Here is a 14,117-nt window from a genome sequence, read left to right as displayed (position 1 = left end):
CTACAATAAAGGATTTAGAATAAACGGTATTAGACGTCCATAAATTTTATGGGAGTAATTGGTCCCCATGAAGGAAAAGAGCTAGATTTAATGTTAAGAGGTTTAAAAAATTTAGCTCTTTTTTATACTGATTATAATATTCCAGATGGGTTTATTCCATATCTGGAGAGTGGTTTTTTTAAAGTAAAAAAAATTAGAATAAATATTTCTAATAAAAATTTTTTTTATTACTATATAATATATAAACAAAAGCATAAAAGAAAAGCAAAAAAACTATCGCTGTTACTAGAAAAGAGTAAAAACTGCTTTAATTCAAATTATGAAAGAAAAATAGGAAAGCTATTAGGTTATAGTAAAGATGATATTGAATTTTATATAGAAACTTGTATATATAACACTATTAATTTAATACCTTGAAGAAGTGATACCTGTAGCGAAAGAGCTTTACTCCATAAAATAAAAATCCCCGTGATTATTAGCGTTTATCGGTAATAATCACGGGGATTAAGCAAAGGAACGAAGCGACTGCGGTAGCTTGCCTTGCTATCGTCCAAGATAAACAGCTGTAATTTCTTCTCGATTATGTCCCAGCTCACTGCTTACCTGCAACCTACTCTCCAAATTACGCTGTTTTTCTCCATCAGAGAGTTTTCTAGAGGTTTTTCCACCGTTCTTAGGGGAAGATAAGCCTGAAAGAGTTTCGTATCGTCTCTGTGCGTATGCGTGGCGCAAACCGTGATTTTTTAACTCCCCCACTTTTGCAGTTTGGTATTCGTAAGTTCGCATTTGTTGTTCATAATTTTTATGAGTGGGTATCAATGATTTTGTGCCACGTTGCCGGCAAAAAGTGTGTATTTCATCGAGCAAATCTCGTTGAGATTGTGATGTGATGGGGATTGTTCGTTCTCTGCCGCCTTTGCACCAACTTCCTTTCAGACAGATTTCAGTGTTTCGATCAGCGAATTTAGGTTGAAATTTAATCGCCTCTTCCCGCCTTAGCCCAAATTCTTGTTGAAGCAGAAGAGAGTATCTCACAAAATCATCCGTTAATGCGTCTAAACGCTCCATAGAGAGGTTTTTAGCTTTATTGGTATGTTATCTACGTACTTTCGATTTTTAATGGCATAGCTCGAATTAGAGCGTTCTACGATACGAGGGTTTCCGATCCGTTCAGCGAGCCATCGTAAATGGCTCATTCTGTTTTTTATTGTACCGATTGAGAGATTGGGATCAGATTTCCATTTCTCGACTAAAAATCTGATGTGTTTACCTTTTAACTGTTTAACGTCTCGGATGCCATATCCTGCGTCAGAAATTGCTTGCATTGCTGATTTAAGCGATTTATGACGTTCAGCAGCCGTACCAAAGCTCCCGTCTTTGTTGTGTTTACACAAGACGGAAACCGAATAGACCAGATCGCGCATAGTGCTCTCCGATAAATGTTGTTAAGTGTTAGTTTGATACCGATTAGAGCGTAGGTAACCGATAAAATGCGCTGAAATACAGCGTAACAAGACAGGGCGTATCTTATCTTGTGTAGTTTTGAATGTTACAAGCATGTTTAAGTCATTTTTATTGAGGCAAAGTATGAAACAGTTCGGACGGCAATGGAAACTTGATTTAATCAGCGACAGTGAGATCCTCTCAATCACCCAACTGCGAGTGGCTTTTTCTATCGATAAGACCATAAGCGAAAAACCTAACCCAGCCCAGATTCAAATATGGAATCTAAACCGTAATCATATCAATCAATTGTTAAGCCAACAGTTTAAAAAGGTGAGGTTATCGGTGGGGTATCAGCGAATTAGTCAGATTTATCAAGGGGATATTACTAAGGCAAAAATCAAGCGTGAAGGACTTGATTTTATTTTAGAGCTTGAATGTGCAGATGGGCATCAAGCCTACACGCAAGGGCGTTCAAATATCACGTTAAATTCAGGGGCAACGGATGAACAAATCCTCGCGGAAGTGCAAAAAAATATGCCCGCACTTGAGGCGGGGACGCAAGATGTCGTCAATAAACGTCAATTACCCCGTGCAAGAGTATTAAATGGTGATAGCCGAGAGATCCTTAATCGTATCGCTAAAAATAATAAAGCAAACTGGTCAATTCAAGATGGCAAGTTGCTTTTTCTTCCTTATGACAAGGTGCTTAATGATGAGGCGGTATTATTAAACCAAGCAACGGGGATGATAGGTACGCCAGAACAAACCGATGATGGTTTGGAGCTGACTTGTTTACTTAATCCCGCATTGCAAATTGGCGGACTTGTCAAGGTGCAGTCTATTATCGAATATTTCAATGGTGAGTACAAAATTGTCAAACTCTCGCATAATGGCGACGGTCTAGGTGGGGATTGGCTAAGCAAAATGACCGTAGTTGGCGGCAAGTTTAATAAAGTGAAAGGGGAAAGTAAAAAATGACTGATTTCCAATATCAAACCGCAACACCTGAAAGTGCGACAGATATTCAAATTCAAAACACCTTACGACAATTACATACGGCATTGCCCGCCAAAGTTATACATTTTCATCCGACCAAGCAAACGGTGAGCCTTGCGGTGCAAATTAAGCAGGTGTTAGTTGATGGGAAAAGTATTGCTATTCCTCCTTTAATGGACGTACCGATCTGCTATCCACGCGGGGGAGGCTTTGCCATAACATTTCCGTTGCGTGCAGGTGATGAAGGGATCGCTATTTTTAGTGAACGTTGTATTGATGGCTGGTGGCAATCAGGTAACGCCAGCGAGCCGTTAGATCACCGTTTTCACGATCTCTCTGACGCGATGTTTATTCCAGGTATTTGTTCGCAACCGCAATGTGTTAAAAATTTTTTTGCGGCAGGGTTATCGCTTCAAACATTGAGTGGTAACACCTTTATCCGTATGGTAGAGGGAAGCATTACCATTAAGGGCGATATTACGCACAATGGTAATACACAGCAGATAGGCAACACCACAACAACAGGAACGCTGACGGGACAAACTGATGTGATTGCAGGCGGGGTATCAGGCAAATCTCACACCCATAGCGGCGATAGTGGGGGAACAACAGGACAGCCAAAATGATAAAAGTACGACGATTAGATCACAATCACGACTGGACCTTTGGACAAGGCAGAGCCAATTATGCCGATCATTCTGAGGGCATAGCACAAAATGTGCAATGCCGTCTTTGGTCATTCGCAAATGATTGGTTTTTAGACTTAGATCACGGCTTGCCTTGGATTGAGAAAATGGGGCGGGCGGTAGATCTGAGTGAGCTAGAAATGCAAGTGAAAAAACAAGTGCTTGAAACCGAAGGGGTAAAACAAATTACTCATTATCAATCGCGTTTTGACCCCAATACGAGAAAACTTACTCTCTCAATTAATTATTTAGATATCTACGGTCTAGAACATCGCGTGAGTTATTAAGGCTAAATAAAAATGTAAAGCATCGCGATACACGAAAATAAGGATAATCTATGGCAAAAATAACAGAAAACGGCATCACCATTGAGCGGTTAGATACCTTAGTGGAACGGCTAGAAAATGGTTTCCGTACTATTTACGGACAAAATATTAATCTCGCTCCCGATACACCAGATGGGCAAATGATAGGCATATTGGCTCAAATGCGAATGGATATCGAAGAACTCGCAGAAATGATTTATAAACAGCTCGATCCTGATGTTGCCAGTGGGGCGTGGCTAGATCAGCGTGTCGCCTACGCTGGGCTTATTCGGCGAACTGCCAGTTACAGCTATTTACGCTCAGTGATTTTAACCGGCGATCCCTACACAACACTTTATGCGGGGTTAGTTGTTTCAGATCCACAAAAAGGGCGATGGGTTCTCGTGCAAGATACGCAACTTAATCAAGAAGGATCTGCCCGTGCAGATTTCCGCAGTGAATTATTAGGGGCGTTTAGTGTTGCACAAAGTGAAACGCTAACGATTGAAACCGTAACCTTAGGTCTCGCCACTGCCACAACAAGTGAAACAAGCCAGCTAGGCACAGAAGAGGAAACCGATGCCGAACTACGCCACCGCTTTTTTCTAAGCCGAGCAAGAAACGCGATAAATTCCGTATTGGCAATAGAAGCGAAAATCAGCGAACTCAATGATGTGAAACAGGTTGTGGTGCTAGAGAATAATACCGCTTCCATAGACAAGAAAGGCGTTAATCCACACAGTATTAACGTCATTGTTGATGGCGGACTTGATCGCGATATTGCCAAGGTGATTTATCACAATAAAGGAGCGGGGGTAGGGTTGCAAGGCAACACAGCGGTTGAGTTTGAAAGGCAAACGGTTTATTTCGATCGTGCAGTGCCGGTAGATATTGAAATTGCTATCACGGCGGTACGCTACGAGGACTTCACTGAAATAGATAAAGAGGGGATTAAAAAGGTACTATCTGCATTAACCTTTGCTATCGGGCAATCCATCTCGCTATCAAGGCTTTATTCACCGATTAACACTATCGGCGGGTTCTGGGTAAAATCCCTCAAAATCGCTCGTAAAGGGCAAACAAAACAGGCAGAAAACATCCCTATTCAGCCACGAGAAATTGCCCGCATTTTATCCTCAGACATCACTATTGAGGTGGAATAATGCACTATCACAAATTACTCATCTGGCAATATCGCCATAAACCTAAAGCCCTTGCCACCATCAAGCTTTTTGAACAAGAGATTGCTCAAGGATTTGTCGATTTATCACGCTTGCCTGAGGTGCTGGACATTGAAACGGCAACGGGAGCTAATCTTGACTTGGTTGGTAAACACGTAGGGCAACCTCGCGTGATTAATGGCTACCAGTTGCGTAAGTTTTTTGGCTTTCGTGGTTCGCCTTTGGCAATGCCGTTTAAACGAAGATGGCAAGGGGGCGGACAGTGGTACCGCAAGCGTGACCCGTTAAGAGACGCGGTGAGGCTTAGCGATGACGATTACCGCTTTTTAATTAAATGCCGAATTTTAAGAAATTATCAAACTGGCACGGTAGCGAACCTTATCGACGCGTGCCAGTTTGTTTTTGGGGTGAAATGTCAGGTTATGGATAACTATGATATGAGCGTATCCATTGATATTCCACGACATAAAATGACGGATTTTAAGAAGTTTGCCATTGAGCATTTAGACATCCTCCCAAGACAAGCGGGCGTAAAATTTCACTATCAATTAACGGAGTAAAGCAATGAGCATTGCCAATAAACCTGACGAACAGATCTTCGCAAGCCAAGCTAAACGAAATGAGATCGATAACTTTCCTGATATGTTAAGAGGATGGGGGATCACTTTTGAACAAACAGAAGGTATTCCGCCTATGGAATGGTTTAACTTCCTGTTCAAACGCATTGACGAAAATCTACTTTACCATTTACAACGAGGCTTGCCTGAATGGTCAGCAACCTTAGATTACCCGAAAGGAGCATATGTACAACATCAAGGCAAAACCTATCGAGCCTTAATGCAAAACAAAAATAGCCCACCTAATACCGCTGATACAGATAAATGGAAACGCTGGGCAATCGATCTGGATGAAATTAACGAATTTATTCGTACCAATCAAAAATCCAGTGCCACCGACAGTGAAAGTGAAGACACCGTAGCCACAAGTAAGGCAGTGTATGACCTTAACGGCATCAAGCTAGATAAGGTTGGTGGCGAGGCATTTTTGAAGACCATCGACTACACCAAGGCTAATGGCTATACCTACAGCGGCTTTTACCGCCCTAATGGCGATAGACTTAATAATCTCCCGCTCAATGGGTTGATGATGCACATTACCCACCCACACTACAGCACCAATGCTCACGCAAGGGGGATTTGCTTTGCTTATGGTAGCTCAACGGGCAATATTGCTTGGGATATATTTACGACAGCCTTTGATGCCAATGGCAATCACCTTGGTCAAAAGCGCATTATGACCGAGCTTGGTGGGACATTTACGGGTAATATTGCCGCACCAGATATAACCGCAACAGGTCTTATTAATATTGCTAACAATCGTTGGGGGCGCATCCGTGCCACCCTACCCGATGGTGGCTATTGGCAGTGGGACGTCAATCCTGCCTCAGCAACCGACCCAAGATTTAATTATGTCTATCGCTCTGCAAGTGGCGAGCAACGCTGTTTAGCATTTCCGCAGCTTACTAAAAATGAGGTTGTAGCGTATCGGGGTTGGGTCGACGAGAAAATCCAAAGCATCATTCCTGTCGGCGCGGTCGTGGCATTTCCAAGTGCGGTGCAAAATCCGCACGGATTTTTGCGATGCGATGGCTCAACTTTTGGTAGTAGCACTTACCCCGATTTATACCGCGCGTTAGGCAATAACAACAAACTGCCTGATTTACGCCGCTCTGATGTGGGAATGACGGCGTATTTTCCCACAGATAACATTCCGGCGGGCTGGATTGCCTTTGATGACATTGAAGAGCAGGTGAGTGAACAGGCTTATCCCGAACTGTATCGCCACCTTGTGGCGAAATATGGCAGCCTTTCCGCCGTGCCGAAAGCGAAAGACCGCTTTATTCGTAACGCGGGGGCATTGCTTGCGGTGGGTGAGGTGCAACAAGACGCCCTTCAAGACCACTTTCACTATATTCCTACCGAAGCAGGGGGCGATTATCAAGCCGAGAAAGATATCACTGTCGTTATTCGCGATAGTGATACCACCGATGTGGATCCGGGTGCGTTTAAGCCCGCACAAAAAGGCAGGGTGCAGGCGAACAACACGGCGGTCGCCGATGGGGCAAGGGCAAAAACCTACCTTGCTTCTACGAAGGATACGACAGAGAAAGATACGCGAACTTCGGAAGAAACGCGCCCGAAATCCCTTGTTCTCAAACTCTGCATTAAAGCACAAAACACGCTCGATGGGGTGCAGTTTTGGATTAAGGCGTTTGGAGAGATTGCTAATGCAGGGCAACTTGATGCAAGTAGATTGGCACAAGATATTCAAGAAGTGAAGGCAAAAAAAGCGGACGTGTTACATACGCATAGGGTGAGTGAAATAACGGATTTTGAACGAAGCGTAGAGCAATACCTTAACAATCTTTTTAGCCAACAGTTTACAGAAAATGGCTGGAGCAAATTGCCCAATGGATTAATTATTCAATGGGGTAAGTTTAGAGCAGGGTGGGAAGCAACCACACAACGGCGAGTAACATTTCCAATAACCTTTCCTAATCAAGTATTTTTTATTGGACTCACAGAGTTTACTAAGATGTGGAGCTACACAAGTACCGTACAAAGCCGTGGACAGATGGATAATAGTGGTTTTGAGGTAGTCAGCCAGCGAAATGACACGATGTTTTTAGCAATAGGTTATTAAGGGGGAACAATGTATTTTTTTAACAGACTCACACAAGGTTTTTTCCTAGCGGGGATACATGTTATCCCCGAGGGTTCAGTAGAAATTAGCGAAGAAACCTACCGCACTTTACTTATCGGGCAAAGTGAGGGAAAACAGATTATCCCCGATGAGCGGGGCTATCCCGTTTTGATTGAGCCCCAGCCAAGCCCTTATCACAGATTGCAAGGGGGAAAATGGGTGATGGATGAGGCAAGACAAGGGGAGCGGCTCAGCGAACAGCGAAATCAAGTGCGGTCAAAAATTAATGCCAAAAGAAATAACTGTGTTGATGGGGGTGTGTATGTGCCAGAAATCGGCAAATGGGTGGATACAGATGAAAAAGGGCGTGCCACCTTGGTAGAAATCAAAGCGGATTTTGACTTAAACGGCAAAACGGAGGAAAACGGCGAGCCACGTATTTTCACCCTGATTTGTGCGGATAACACGGCACAACCGTTAGATTTTGACAAATTTAAAGCGGTGTGGAACGCGGCGAAAACGCTCAAAGAAAAAATGTTTGAAAACGCCTATATGCACAAAATTTTGTTAGAACAAGCGGAAAATCCGCTTGAGTATGATTGGTCAATCGGCTGGTCGCAAACCTATGAGGAATACCAAAATGAGCAAGAAAAATCCATTTAAAACGTGGGGCTATCACGTTTTGATTGCCCTCGACCAACTTTGCAACGCCTTAACGGGCGGTGGGGCAGATGAAACCTTTTCCAGCCGTTGTTACCGCCGAGCCGTGTTAGAGAGCAAACCCAAAGCCCGCTGGCGGTTTTGGTTTCGGCTGGTGAATGGGCTGTTTTTCGACAAAGACCATTGCAAAACCGCCTATGAAAGCGAGGTGAAACGGCGGCAATATCCGGAGGATTTTACCGCTCATCACTGAAACCTAAGCTGGGAATAAAACGAGGGCGATGGCTCTCGTTTTTTTGTTTAAGTAATGTTAAATATAACGAGAAAAGAATGTTGTGTGGAGAAAGGGTTTTAGTTTGACGTAAATTTGACGAAATAGATATAAAAAGGTGGGAAATATTGATAATTGTTTTGTGTCAATTTTGTGCCAGTGATACTTGTTATATAACTAAAAACAACGGCGTACTACAGCAATAAAAAATCAAACAAGAGATGTAAGGCATTGTTTTATAAATTATTTTATAATAATAGACAAATATGGCATTCAAGAGGTCGTCGGTTCGATCCCGATTATCTCCACCAATTTCATAATTCATAGTAGTTCATACTAATTCAAAACAGTTTAAGAAGCCTTGTAAATCAAGGCTTTTTTAATATCTGATCATTTATTATCGTTCATTTTCTTCATATTGATTAATGATTTTAGTGCCTAATTTAATAATGCTTGAATTGTCAAACTAACAACAACGCTTTATCAAAATAAACTTCATAGGGGGTTTTCTAGTTAGCTTCCGAAAATGGCGTAACATCTTTTCGGAAAATACTCCCTCAGTAAACCATTTGAATTTTCATTTGTTCCTTTTTGCCAGGACTGATGGAGGAATAGAAACATAGACTCTTAAAAAATAACCATTTTGTCTGCCATATCAGATTTTTAGTAGCAATATGCCACAGTGTCTAAAATCACGCACTAGAAAATAGTCCACTTTATAGCGTTTTCGATATGTTAATATCATTCTAGGCTGCAAAACTCTAGTAAATAAATGATGTTAAATTCCCTATACCGTTTTATTTTCTATGCCTCAAAATCAATATTTTCTCAAATAAATTCACTATAAATAATTGGTTACTAATTCTTGCTCTTTATTTAACAATAGATAATTCTCTAGCTTTCAACACAAAAATGCTGAATCAATTTCTGCAATAATTGATGAGAGGGTTGGATAAATTCGGCACTTAGGTATTCATCGGGCTGGTGGGCTTGTTCGATTGAGCCAGGGCCGAGTACCAAGGTTGGACAAAGCTGTTGAATGAATGGGGCTTCGGTGCAGTAATTGACTGCTTCACATTTTTCACCCAACAATTTTTCCACCACTTGCACCACTTGGGCGGAATGTTCGCATTCATAGCCGGGGGTGGGTTCGTGTAGATTGCGAATGGAAATCAGATCGCCCCATTTTTCAAACATCGGACGCAATTTTTCTTGTAGCATTTCGTTGAGATCCTCTAATCGCATTTGCGGTAGAGGGCGAATATCAAAATGCAGTTCGCAACAGGCACAAATACGGTTTACCGCATCACCGCCGTGGATTGCGCCAAAATTCATTGTGGGATAAGGAATGGCAAAGGCAGAATGATGATATTTTTCCTTTAACTCATTACGCATTTCCATTAAATAGCCTGTGGCTTCGTGCATTAATTCAATGGGATTCACGCCACGATCAGGATCGCTCGAATGCCCCGTTTTTCCCATAATTCGCACCGCTTGTCCGATATGTCCCTTATGCGCACGCACGGGTTTTAAGGAAGTTGGCTCGCCAATAATGGCACAATCTGGGCGAATATGGCTGTGCTGGCTGAATACTCTTGCCCCGAGCAAGGTGGTTTCTTCATCGGCGGTGGCGAGTATTCGCAACGGCTTGTTGAGTTTGCTGAGATCAAGGTTGTGCAAGGTTTCCAGTACGAAAGCAAAAAAACCTTTCATATCTGCCGTGCCTAAACCGTAAAATTTGCCGTCTTTTTCTGTGAGTTTGAAAGGATCGAATGTCCAACGCCCTTCATCAAAGGGGACGGTGTCGGTATGCCCCGCCAGCAACAAACCGCCCTCACCTTCGCCATAAGTGGCTAATAAATTGAATTTTTTTCGGCTTCCTTCAACAGGCATAATGTTGATGTTAAAGCCAAGATCCGCCAGCCAAGTGGCAAGCAGATCAATCAGGGTTTTGTTGGTTTGATCATATTCTGCTTCAACACTACTAATGGTAGGTAAGGCGATGAGCTGGGAATACATTTCCATAAAGTGCGGTCGTTTTTTCATTCATTTTTCCTTATGCAGTGAAATTTAAGTTGCCTTGTGATTAATTATGCACAATAATAGCATAATTAATCAAATTATTCGGTTTATTTTGTTCAGTATAAGGCACATTTAGCTATGCAAAAAGCAATTATTATTGGGGCGAGCGGTTACACGGGGGCGGAATTGGCTCGCATTCTTCACTTGCACCCGCACTTTCAGCTTAACGGCTTGTATGTTTCGGCTCAGAGCCAAGATGCTCATAAGGCGATTTCTGCGATTTATCCCCAACTGAAGCAGGTTGTGGATTTACCCTTGCAACCTTTGGGGGAAGATTTAACTTCGCTGGCACAAGAAAATGATCTGGTTTTCTTTGCCACTGCTCACGAGGTAAGCCACGATCTCGCCCCGATTTTTTTGCAAAATGATTGCAAAGTGTTTGATTTATCAGGGGCTTTTCGTGTTAATTGCCCTGAGTTTTATCCGCAATATTACGGCTTTGAACATCGCTACCCTGAGTTATTAAAGCAAGCGGTATATGGCTTGGCAGAATGGAACGCTGCCGCCATTGCACAAACCGATTTAGTCGCCGTGGCAGGCTGTTACCCTACCGTGTCGCAACTGAGCTTAAAGCCGTTAATTGAAAATCATTTGTTGGATCTCAATCAGTTACCGATCATCAATGCAGTGAGTGGCGTGAGCGGTGCGGGGCGTAAAGCCTCCCTAACCAACAGTTTTTGCGAGGTGAGCCTGAATGCTTACGGCGTGTTTAATCACCGTCATCAGCCCGAAATCGCCACCCATTTAGGCACAGAGGTGATTTTCACCCCACACCTTGGCAATTTTAAACGGGGAATTTTAGCCACCATTACCGCCAAACTGAAAGACGGCGTGAGCGAGCAACAAATCCGCGAGGCATATCAGCAATATTATGCTAACAAGCCCCTTGTGCGTGTTTATGAGCAAGGCTTGCCGAGCATTAAAGCGGTGGAGTTCACCCCTTATTGCGACATTGGTTTTGCGGTTAAAAATGGCTATATTATTATTGTGGGTGCGGAAGATAATTTGCTCAAAGGCGCGGCGGCACAGGCGGTGCAATGTGCAAATATTCGTTATGGCTTCGCAGAGAGTTTAGGATTAATTTAAAGGAATAACGCGAAATGAAAACAATGAAACCCTTAGTCATTAAATTAGGCGGCGTGCTGTTGGATACCCCGCAGGCAATGGAAAATTTATTTACCGCCCTTGCGGAGTATCAGCAACATTTTGCTCGCCCGCTGTTGATCGTACACGGTGGTGGCTGTGTGGTTGATGAATTAATGCAACGCCTTGATTTACCAGTGAAAAAGAAAAATGGCTTGCGGGTTACCCCTGAAAATCAAATTGACATCATAGTTGCTGCCCTTGCGGGGATCGCCAATAAAACCTTAGTGGCACAAGCGGCGAAGTTTAACCTAAACCCTGTCGGGCTTTGCCTTGCGGACGGTAAGCTCACCAAAGCCCATCAATTTGATGTAGAGCTGGGGCACGTCGCCAATGTTGTGCCAAACAAACCTGAGTTACTGCACCATTTGCTCAGCGAGGCATTTTTGCCGATTATCAGCTCTATCGCAGTGGACGAGCAAGGTCGCTTAATGAATGTGAATGCGGATCAAGCAGCCACTGCCATCGCCGCTTTAATTCAAGGGGATTTGGTAATGCTCTCTGATGTGGACGGCGTGCTAGACGAAAACAAACAGCGATTGGAACAGCTCAACAGCGAGCAAATCAGCCAGCTTATTCAGCAAGGTGTCATCACAGACGGAATGATTGTTAAAGTCAATGCTGCCCTAGATGCAGCTAAAATACTCAATACGGGCGTGGATATTGCCAACTGGAAATACCCAGAAAAATTGACCGCACTTTTTGCTGGTGAGATAATCGGCACAAGAATTTTACCTTGATAATAAACCCTTGTAGAATGGCAGCCATTCTACATTTTTAACCATAAAAGCAAAAATAAGGAAAAACTATGGCACTTTGGGGTGGACGCTTCACACAAGCCGCAGATAAACGGTTTAAAGATTTTAATGATTCATTACGTTTTGACTATCGCCTTGCTGAGCAAGATATTGAAGGCTCGATCGGCTGGTCAAAAGCCTTGGTGAGCGTCGGCGTATTAACAAAAGCAGAGCAACAACAATTAGAACAAGCCTTGAATGAATTGCTGATCGAAGTGCGGTCAAATTTAACAGGGATTTTACAAGATGACGCGGAAGATATTCACAGCTGGGTAGAAAGTAAGCTCATCAATAAAGTAGGCAATCTTGGTAAAAAACTGCACACGGGGCGAAGCCGTAACGACCAAGTGGCACTCGACATCAAAATGTGGTGCAAACAGCGTGTAACGGAATTGCAATATTCCATTCGTGCGTTGCAACGCAAACTCGTTGAAACAGCGGAAAACAACCAACACGCCGTAATGCCGGGCTACACCCACTTGCAACGTGCCCAGCCCATCACTTTTGCCCATTGGTGTATGGCTTATGTGGAAATGCTCGATCGCGATTATTCACGTCTTAGCGATGCCTATCAACGAATGAACACTTGCCCACTCGGTAGCGGTGCGTTAGCGGGAACGGCTTATGCAATTGATCGCGAAGCCCTCGCCCAAGATCTCGGCTTTGCCAGTGCTACCCGTAACAGTTTAGACAGCGTATCCGATCGCGATCACATTATCGAATTGCTCTCCACCGCCTCGTTGAGTATGGCTCACCTTTCCCGCTTTGCGGAAGATATGATCATTTTCAATAGTGGCGAAGCGGATTTTGTCGAGCTTTCCGATCGCGTAACCTCGGGTTCATCATTAATGCCTCAGAAGAAAAACCCTGATGCGTGCGAATTAATCCGCGGTAAAGCGGGGCGTGTGGTGGGGGCATTAACAGGAATGTTGATGACCGTCAAAGGCTTGCCACTCGCCTACAATAAAGATATGCAAGAAGATAAAGAAGGGATCTTCGATGCGTTGGACACTTGGCAAGACTGCTTAGATATGGCGACTTTCGTGTTAGATGATATTAAAGTGAATGTGGATCGCACCCGTGAAGCGGCATTGAAAGGCTATTCCAATGCCACCGAACTTGCGGATTACTTAGTTGCCAAAGGCGTGCCATTCCGTGATTCACACCATATCGTTGGTGAAACCGTGGTATATGCCATCAGCGTGCATAAAGGGTTAGAAGATCTCAGCCTAGAAGAATTCCGCCAATTTAGCGACGTTGTAGGCGACGATATTTACGCCATTCTCTCCCTCCAATCCTGCCTCGACAAACGCTGTGCCAAAGGCGGCGTATCCCCACAACGGGTCGCCGAAGCCATTGCTGAAGCGAAAGTGCGGTTGAGATCATAAAATTATTTTAGCTTGTAATAATCTTTTAAATAATATATCAATAAGAACCTTGCTATATCAGTAAGGTTTCTTATTTTTCCCCAAACCACACGCGTTCGGCTTTTATGTCAATAATATTGTCGTCTTTTCCGCGTGCAAGTAGGGTGGCGAATACGAAGCCTAAGGAGCTGATGCAGAAGGCGGATAGGGTAAATAATACGAGGCTTCCCATTACGGCAAAGTTAATGGCGGCTAATAAAAAGTTTTGTAAAAAGGTGATGAAATTGTGCAACATAAATTTGTCCTCTTTAAAATGTTAGGGGTTAAAAGCTCGCGGGCTGGTTTTCATTTCATACGCAGTTCGCCTTGCCGTACTTTTTGTACGTTTTCGGCTTAATGCGGTTGAACGTGAAATGCCTTTTGCGATACGTTTTTCATTGCCCTCATCATACAAAAGAAAAATTAGCACAAAATTAGTAT

Annotated in this window: 15 protein-coding genes and 1 pseudogene; 12 read left to right on the top strand and 4 right to left on the bottom strand. The window is 43.3% G+C overall.

The window, feature by feature from the left end:
* The first annotated feature begins 48 nt into the window (after positions 1-48).
* Complete coding sequence (locus HBL79_RS00440; RefSeq protein ID WP_233570708.1) at positions 49-417, top strand: hemocin immunity protein; 369 nt, start codon at positions 49-51, stop codon at positions 415-417.
* 126 nt (positions 418-543) lie between these two features.
* Here HBL79_RS00440 and HBL79_RS12570 read toward each other — a convergent pair.
* Positions 544-1,424, bottom strand: a pseudogene (locus HBL79_RS12570) (phage integrase N-terminal domain-containing protein).
* Positions 1,425-1,587: 163 nt separating this feature from the next.
* Here HBL79_RS12570 and HBL79_RS00430 point away from each other — a divergent pair.
* The 8 genes from HBL79_RS00430 to HBL79_RS12315 are packed head-to-tail and all read left to right on the top strand — an operon-like array spanning position 1,588 to position 8,230.
* A complete protein-coding gene (locus HBL79_RS00430) occupies positions 1,588-2,424 on the top strand; it encodes a phage protein (RefSeq protein WP_035688821.1) in 837 nt (278 codons plus the stop codon).
* Positions 2,421-3,068, top strand: a complete 648-nt coding sequence (locus HBL79_RS00425) for a Gp138 family membrane-puncturing spike protein (RefSeq protein WP_081637559.1) — start codon at positions 2,421-2,423, stop codon at positions 3,066-3,068. Before HBL79_RS00430 ends, HBL79_RS00425 begins: the two co-directional genes overlap by 4 nt.
* Complete coding sequence (locus HBL79_RS00420) at positions 3,065-3,415, top strand: contractile injection system sheath initiator (protein WP_081637558.1); 351 nt, start codon at positions 3,065-3,067, stop codon at positions 3,413-3,415. The genes HBL79_RS00425 and HBL79_RS00420 overlap by 4 nt, the downstream gene beginning before the upstream one ends.
* A 50-nt stretch (positions 3,416-3,465) precedes the next feature.
* The gene (locus HBL79_RS00415; protein ID WP_035688818.1) at positions 3,466-4,596 is read left to right on the top strand and encodes a baseplate J/gp47 family protein; all 1,131 of its coding nucleotides are present in this window, start codon (positions 3,466-3,468) and stop codon (positions 4,594-4,596) included.
* The gene (locus HBL79_RS00410; protein ID WP_035688815.1) at positions 4,596-5,174 is read left to right on the top strand and encodes a DUF2612 domain-containing protein; all 579 of its coding nucleotides are present in this window, start codon (positions 4,596-4,598) and stop codon (positions 5,172-5,174) included. The genes HBL79_RS00415 and HBL79_RS00410 overlap by 1 nt, the downstream gene beginning before the upstream one ends.
* Before the next feature lie 4 nt (positions 5,175-5,178).
* Positions 5,179-7,317 carry a tail fiber protein gene (locus HBL79_RS00405; RefSeq protein ID WP_046097262.1) on the top strand — a complete coding sequence of 713 codons (2,139 nt, stop codon included), beginning with the start codon at positions 5,179-5,181 and terminating at the stop codon, positions 7,315-7,317.
* A 9-nt stretch (positions 7,318-7,326) separates the two neighbouring features.
* Positions 7,327-7,980, top strand: a complete 654-nt coding sequence (locus HBL79_RS12320) for a DUF4376 domain-containing protein (protein WP_035687934.1) — start codon at positions 7,327-7,329, stop codon at positions 7,978-7,980.
* Positions 7,958-8,230 carry a hypothetical protein gene (locus HBL79_RS12315; protein WP_035685195.1) on the top strand — a complete coding sequence of 91 codons (273 nt, stop codon included), beginning with the start codon at positions 7,958-7,960 and terminating at the stop codon, positions 8,228-8,230. Before HBL79_RS12320 ends, HBL79_RS12315 begins: the two co-directional genes overlap by 23 nt.
* A gap of 912 nt (positions 8,231-9,142) precedes the next feature.
* Here HBL79_RS12315 and argE read toward each other — a convergent pair.
* Entirely contained in the window at positions 9,143-10,294 is a 1,152-nt protein-coding gene (argE, locus tag HBL79_RS00395; protein ID WP_035687937.1) for an acetylornithine deacetylase, read from the bottom strand.
* A 114-nt stretch (positions 10,295-10,408) separates the two neighbouring features.
* On the opposite strand from argE, the gene argC reads away from it, so the two are divergent.
* The 3 genes from argC (at position 10,409) to argH (ending at position 13,658) form a co-directional block, all read left to right on the top strand.
* Positions 10,409-11,416, top strand: coding sequence for an N-acetyl-gamma-glutamyl-phosphate reductase (gene argC / locus HBL79_RS00390; RefSeq protein ID WP_021723631.1), 1,008 nt, complete (start codon positions 10,409-10,411; stop codon positions 11,414-11,416).
* A 23-nt stretch (positions 11,417-11,439) separates the two neighbouring features.
* Positions 11,440-12,213, top strand: coding sequence for an acetylglutamate kinase (gene argB, locus HBL79_RS00385; protein WP_026138446.1), 774 nt, complete (start codon positions 11,440-11,442; stop codon positions 12,211-12,213).
* A 68-nt stretch (positions 12,214-12,281) separates the two neighbouring features.
* On the top strand, positions 12,282-13,658 hold the full coding sequence (gene argH / locus HBL79_RS00380) for an argininosuccinate lyase (RefSeq protein ID WP_017805313.1): 1,377 nt from the start codon (positions 12,282-12,284) through the stop codon (positions 13,656-13,658).
* A 70-nt stretch (positions 13,659-13,728) separates the two neighbouring features.
* Here argH and HBL79_RS00375 read toward each other — a convergent pair whose 3' ends face one another.
* On the bottom strand, positions 13,729-13,932 hold the full coding sequence (locus HBL79_RS00375) for a hypothetical protein (RefSeq protein WP_035687940.1): 204 nt from the start codon (positions 13,930-13,932) through the stop codon (positions 13,729-13,731).
* A gap of 21 nt (positions 13,933-13,953) precedes the next feature.
* Positions 13,954-14,106: a hypothetical protein gene (locus HBL79_RS00370; RefSeq protein WP_156127751.1), complete on the bottom strand. Its 153-nt coding sequence runs from the start codon at positions 14,104-14,106 to the stop codon at positions 13,954-13,956.
* Positions 14,107-14,117 lie beyond the last annotated feature (11 nt).

The sequence above is a fragment of the Avibacterium paragallinarum genome, from assembly GCF_011765605.1.
Lineage (GTDB): Bacteria > Pseudomonadota > Gammaproteobacteria > Enterobacterales > Pasteurellaceae > Avibacterium > Avibacterium paragallinarum.
The sequence above is the reverse complement of the archived record's forward strand: the minus strand, read 5'-3'. Positions and strand labels throughout refer to the sequence as shown.

Coding starts and splice junctions, on each gene's coding strand:
- HBL79_RS00375 (WP_035687940.1), bottom strand. CDS start 13,932: ATGTTGCACAATTTCATCACCTTTTTACAAAACTTTTTATTAGCCGCC.
- HBL79_RS00425 (WP_081637559.1), top strand. CDS start 2,421: ATGACTGATTTCCAATATCAAACCGCAACACCTGAAAGTGCGACAGAT.
- HBL79_RS00420 (WP_081637558.1), top strand. CDS start 3,065: ATGATAAAAGTACGACGATTAGATCACAATCACGACTGGACCTTTGGA.
- HBL79_RS00440 (WP_233570708.1), top strand. CDS start 49: ATGGGAGTAATTGGTCCCCATGAAGGAAAAGAGCTAGATTTAATGTTA.
- HBL79_RS12320 (WP_035687934.1), top strand. CDS start 7,327: ATGTATTTTTTTAACAGACTCACACAAGGTTTTTTCCTAGCGGGGATA.
- argB (WP_026138446.1), top strand. CDS start 11,440: ATGAAACCCTTAGTCATTAAATTAGGCGGCGTGCTGTTGGATACCCCG.
- HBL79_RS00410 (WP_035688815.1), top strand. CDS start 4,596: ATGCACTATCACAAATTACTCATCTGGCAATATCGCCATAAACCTAAA.
- argC (WP_021723631.1), top strand. CDS start 10,409: ATGCAAAAAGCAATTATTATTGGGGCGAGCGGTTACACGGGGGCGGAA.
- HBL79_RS00405 (WP_046097262.1), top strand. CDS start 5,179: ATGAGCATTGCCAATAAACCTGACGAACAGATCTTCGCAAGCCAAGCT.
- argE (WP_035687937.1), bottom strand. CDS start 10,294: ATGAAAAAACGACCGCACTTTATGGAAATGTATTCCCAGCTCATCGCC.
- HBL79_RS00415 (WP_035688818.1), top strand. CDS start 3,466: ATGGCAAAAATAACAGAAAACGGCATCACCATTGAGCGGTTAGATACC.
- argH (WP_017805313.1), top strand. CDS start 12,282: ATGGCACTTTGGGGTGGACGCTTCACACAAGCCGCAGATAAACGGTTT.
- HBL79_RS00430 (WP_035688821.1), top strand. CDS start 1,588: ATGAAACAGTTCGGACGGCAATGGAAACTTGATTTAATCAGCGACAGT.
- HBL79_RS12315 (WP_035685195.1), top strand. CDS start 7,958: ATGAGCAAGAAAAATCCATTTAAAACGTGGGGCTATCACGTTTTGATT.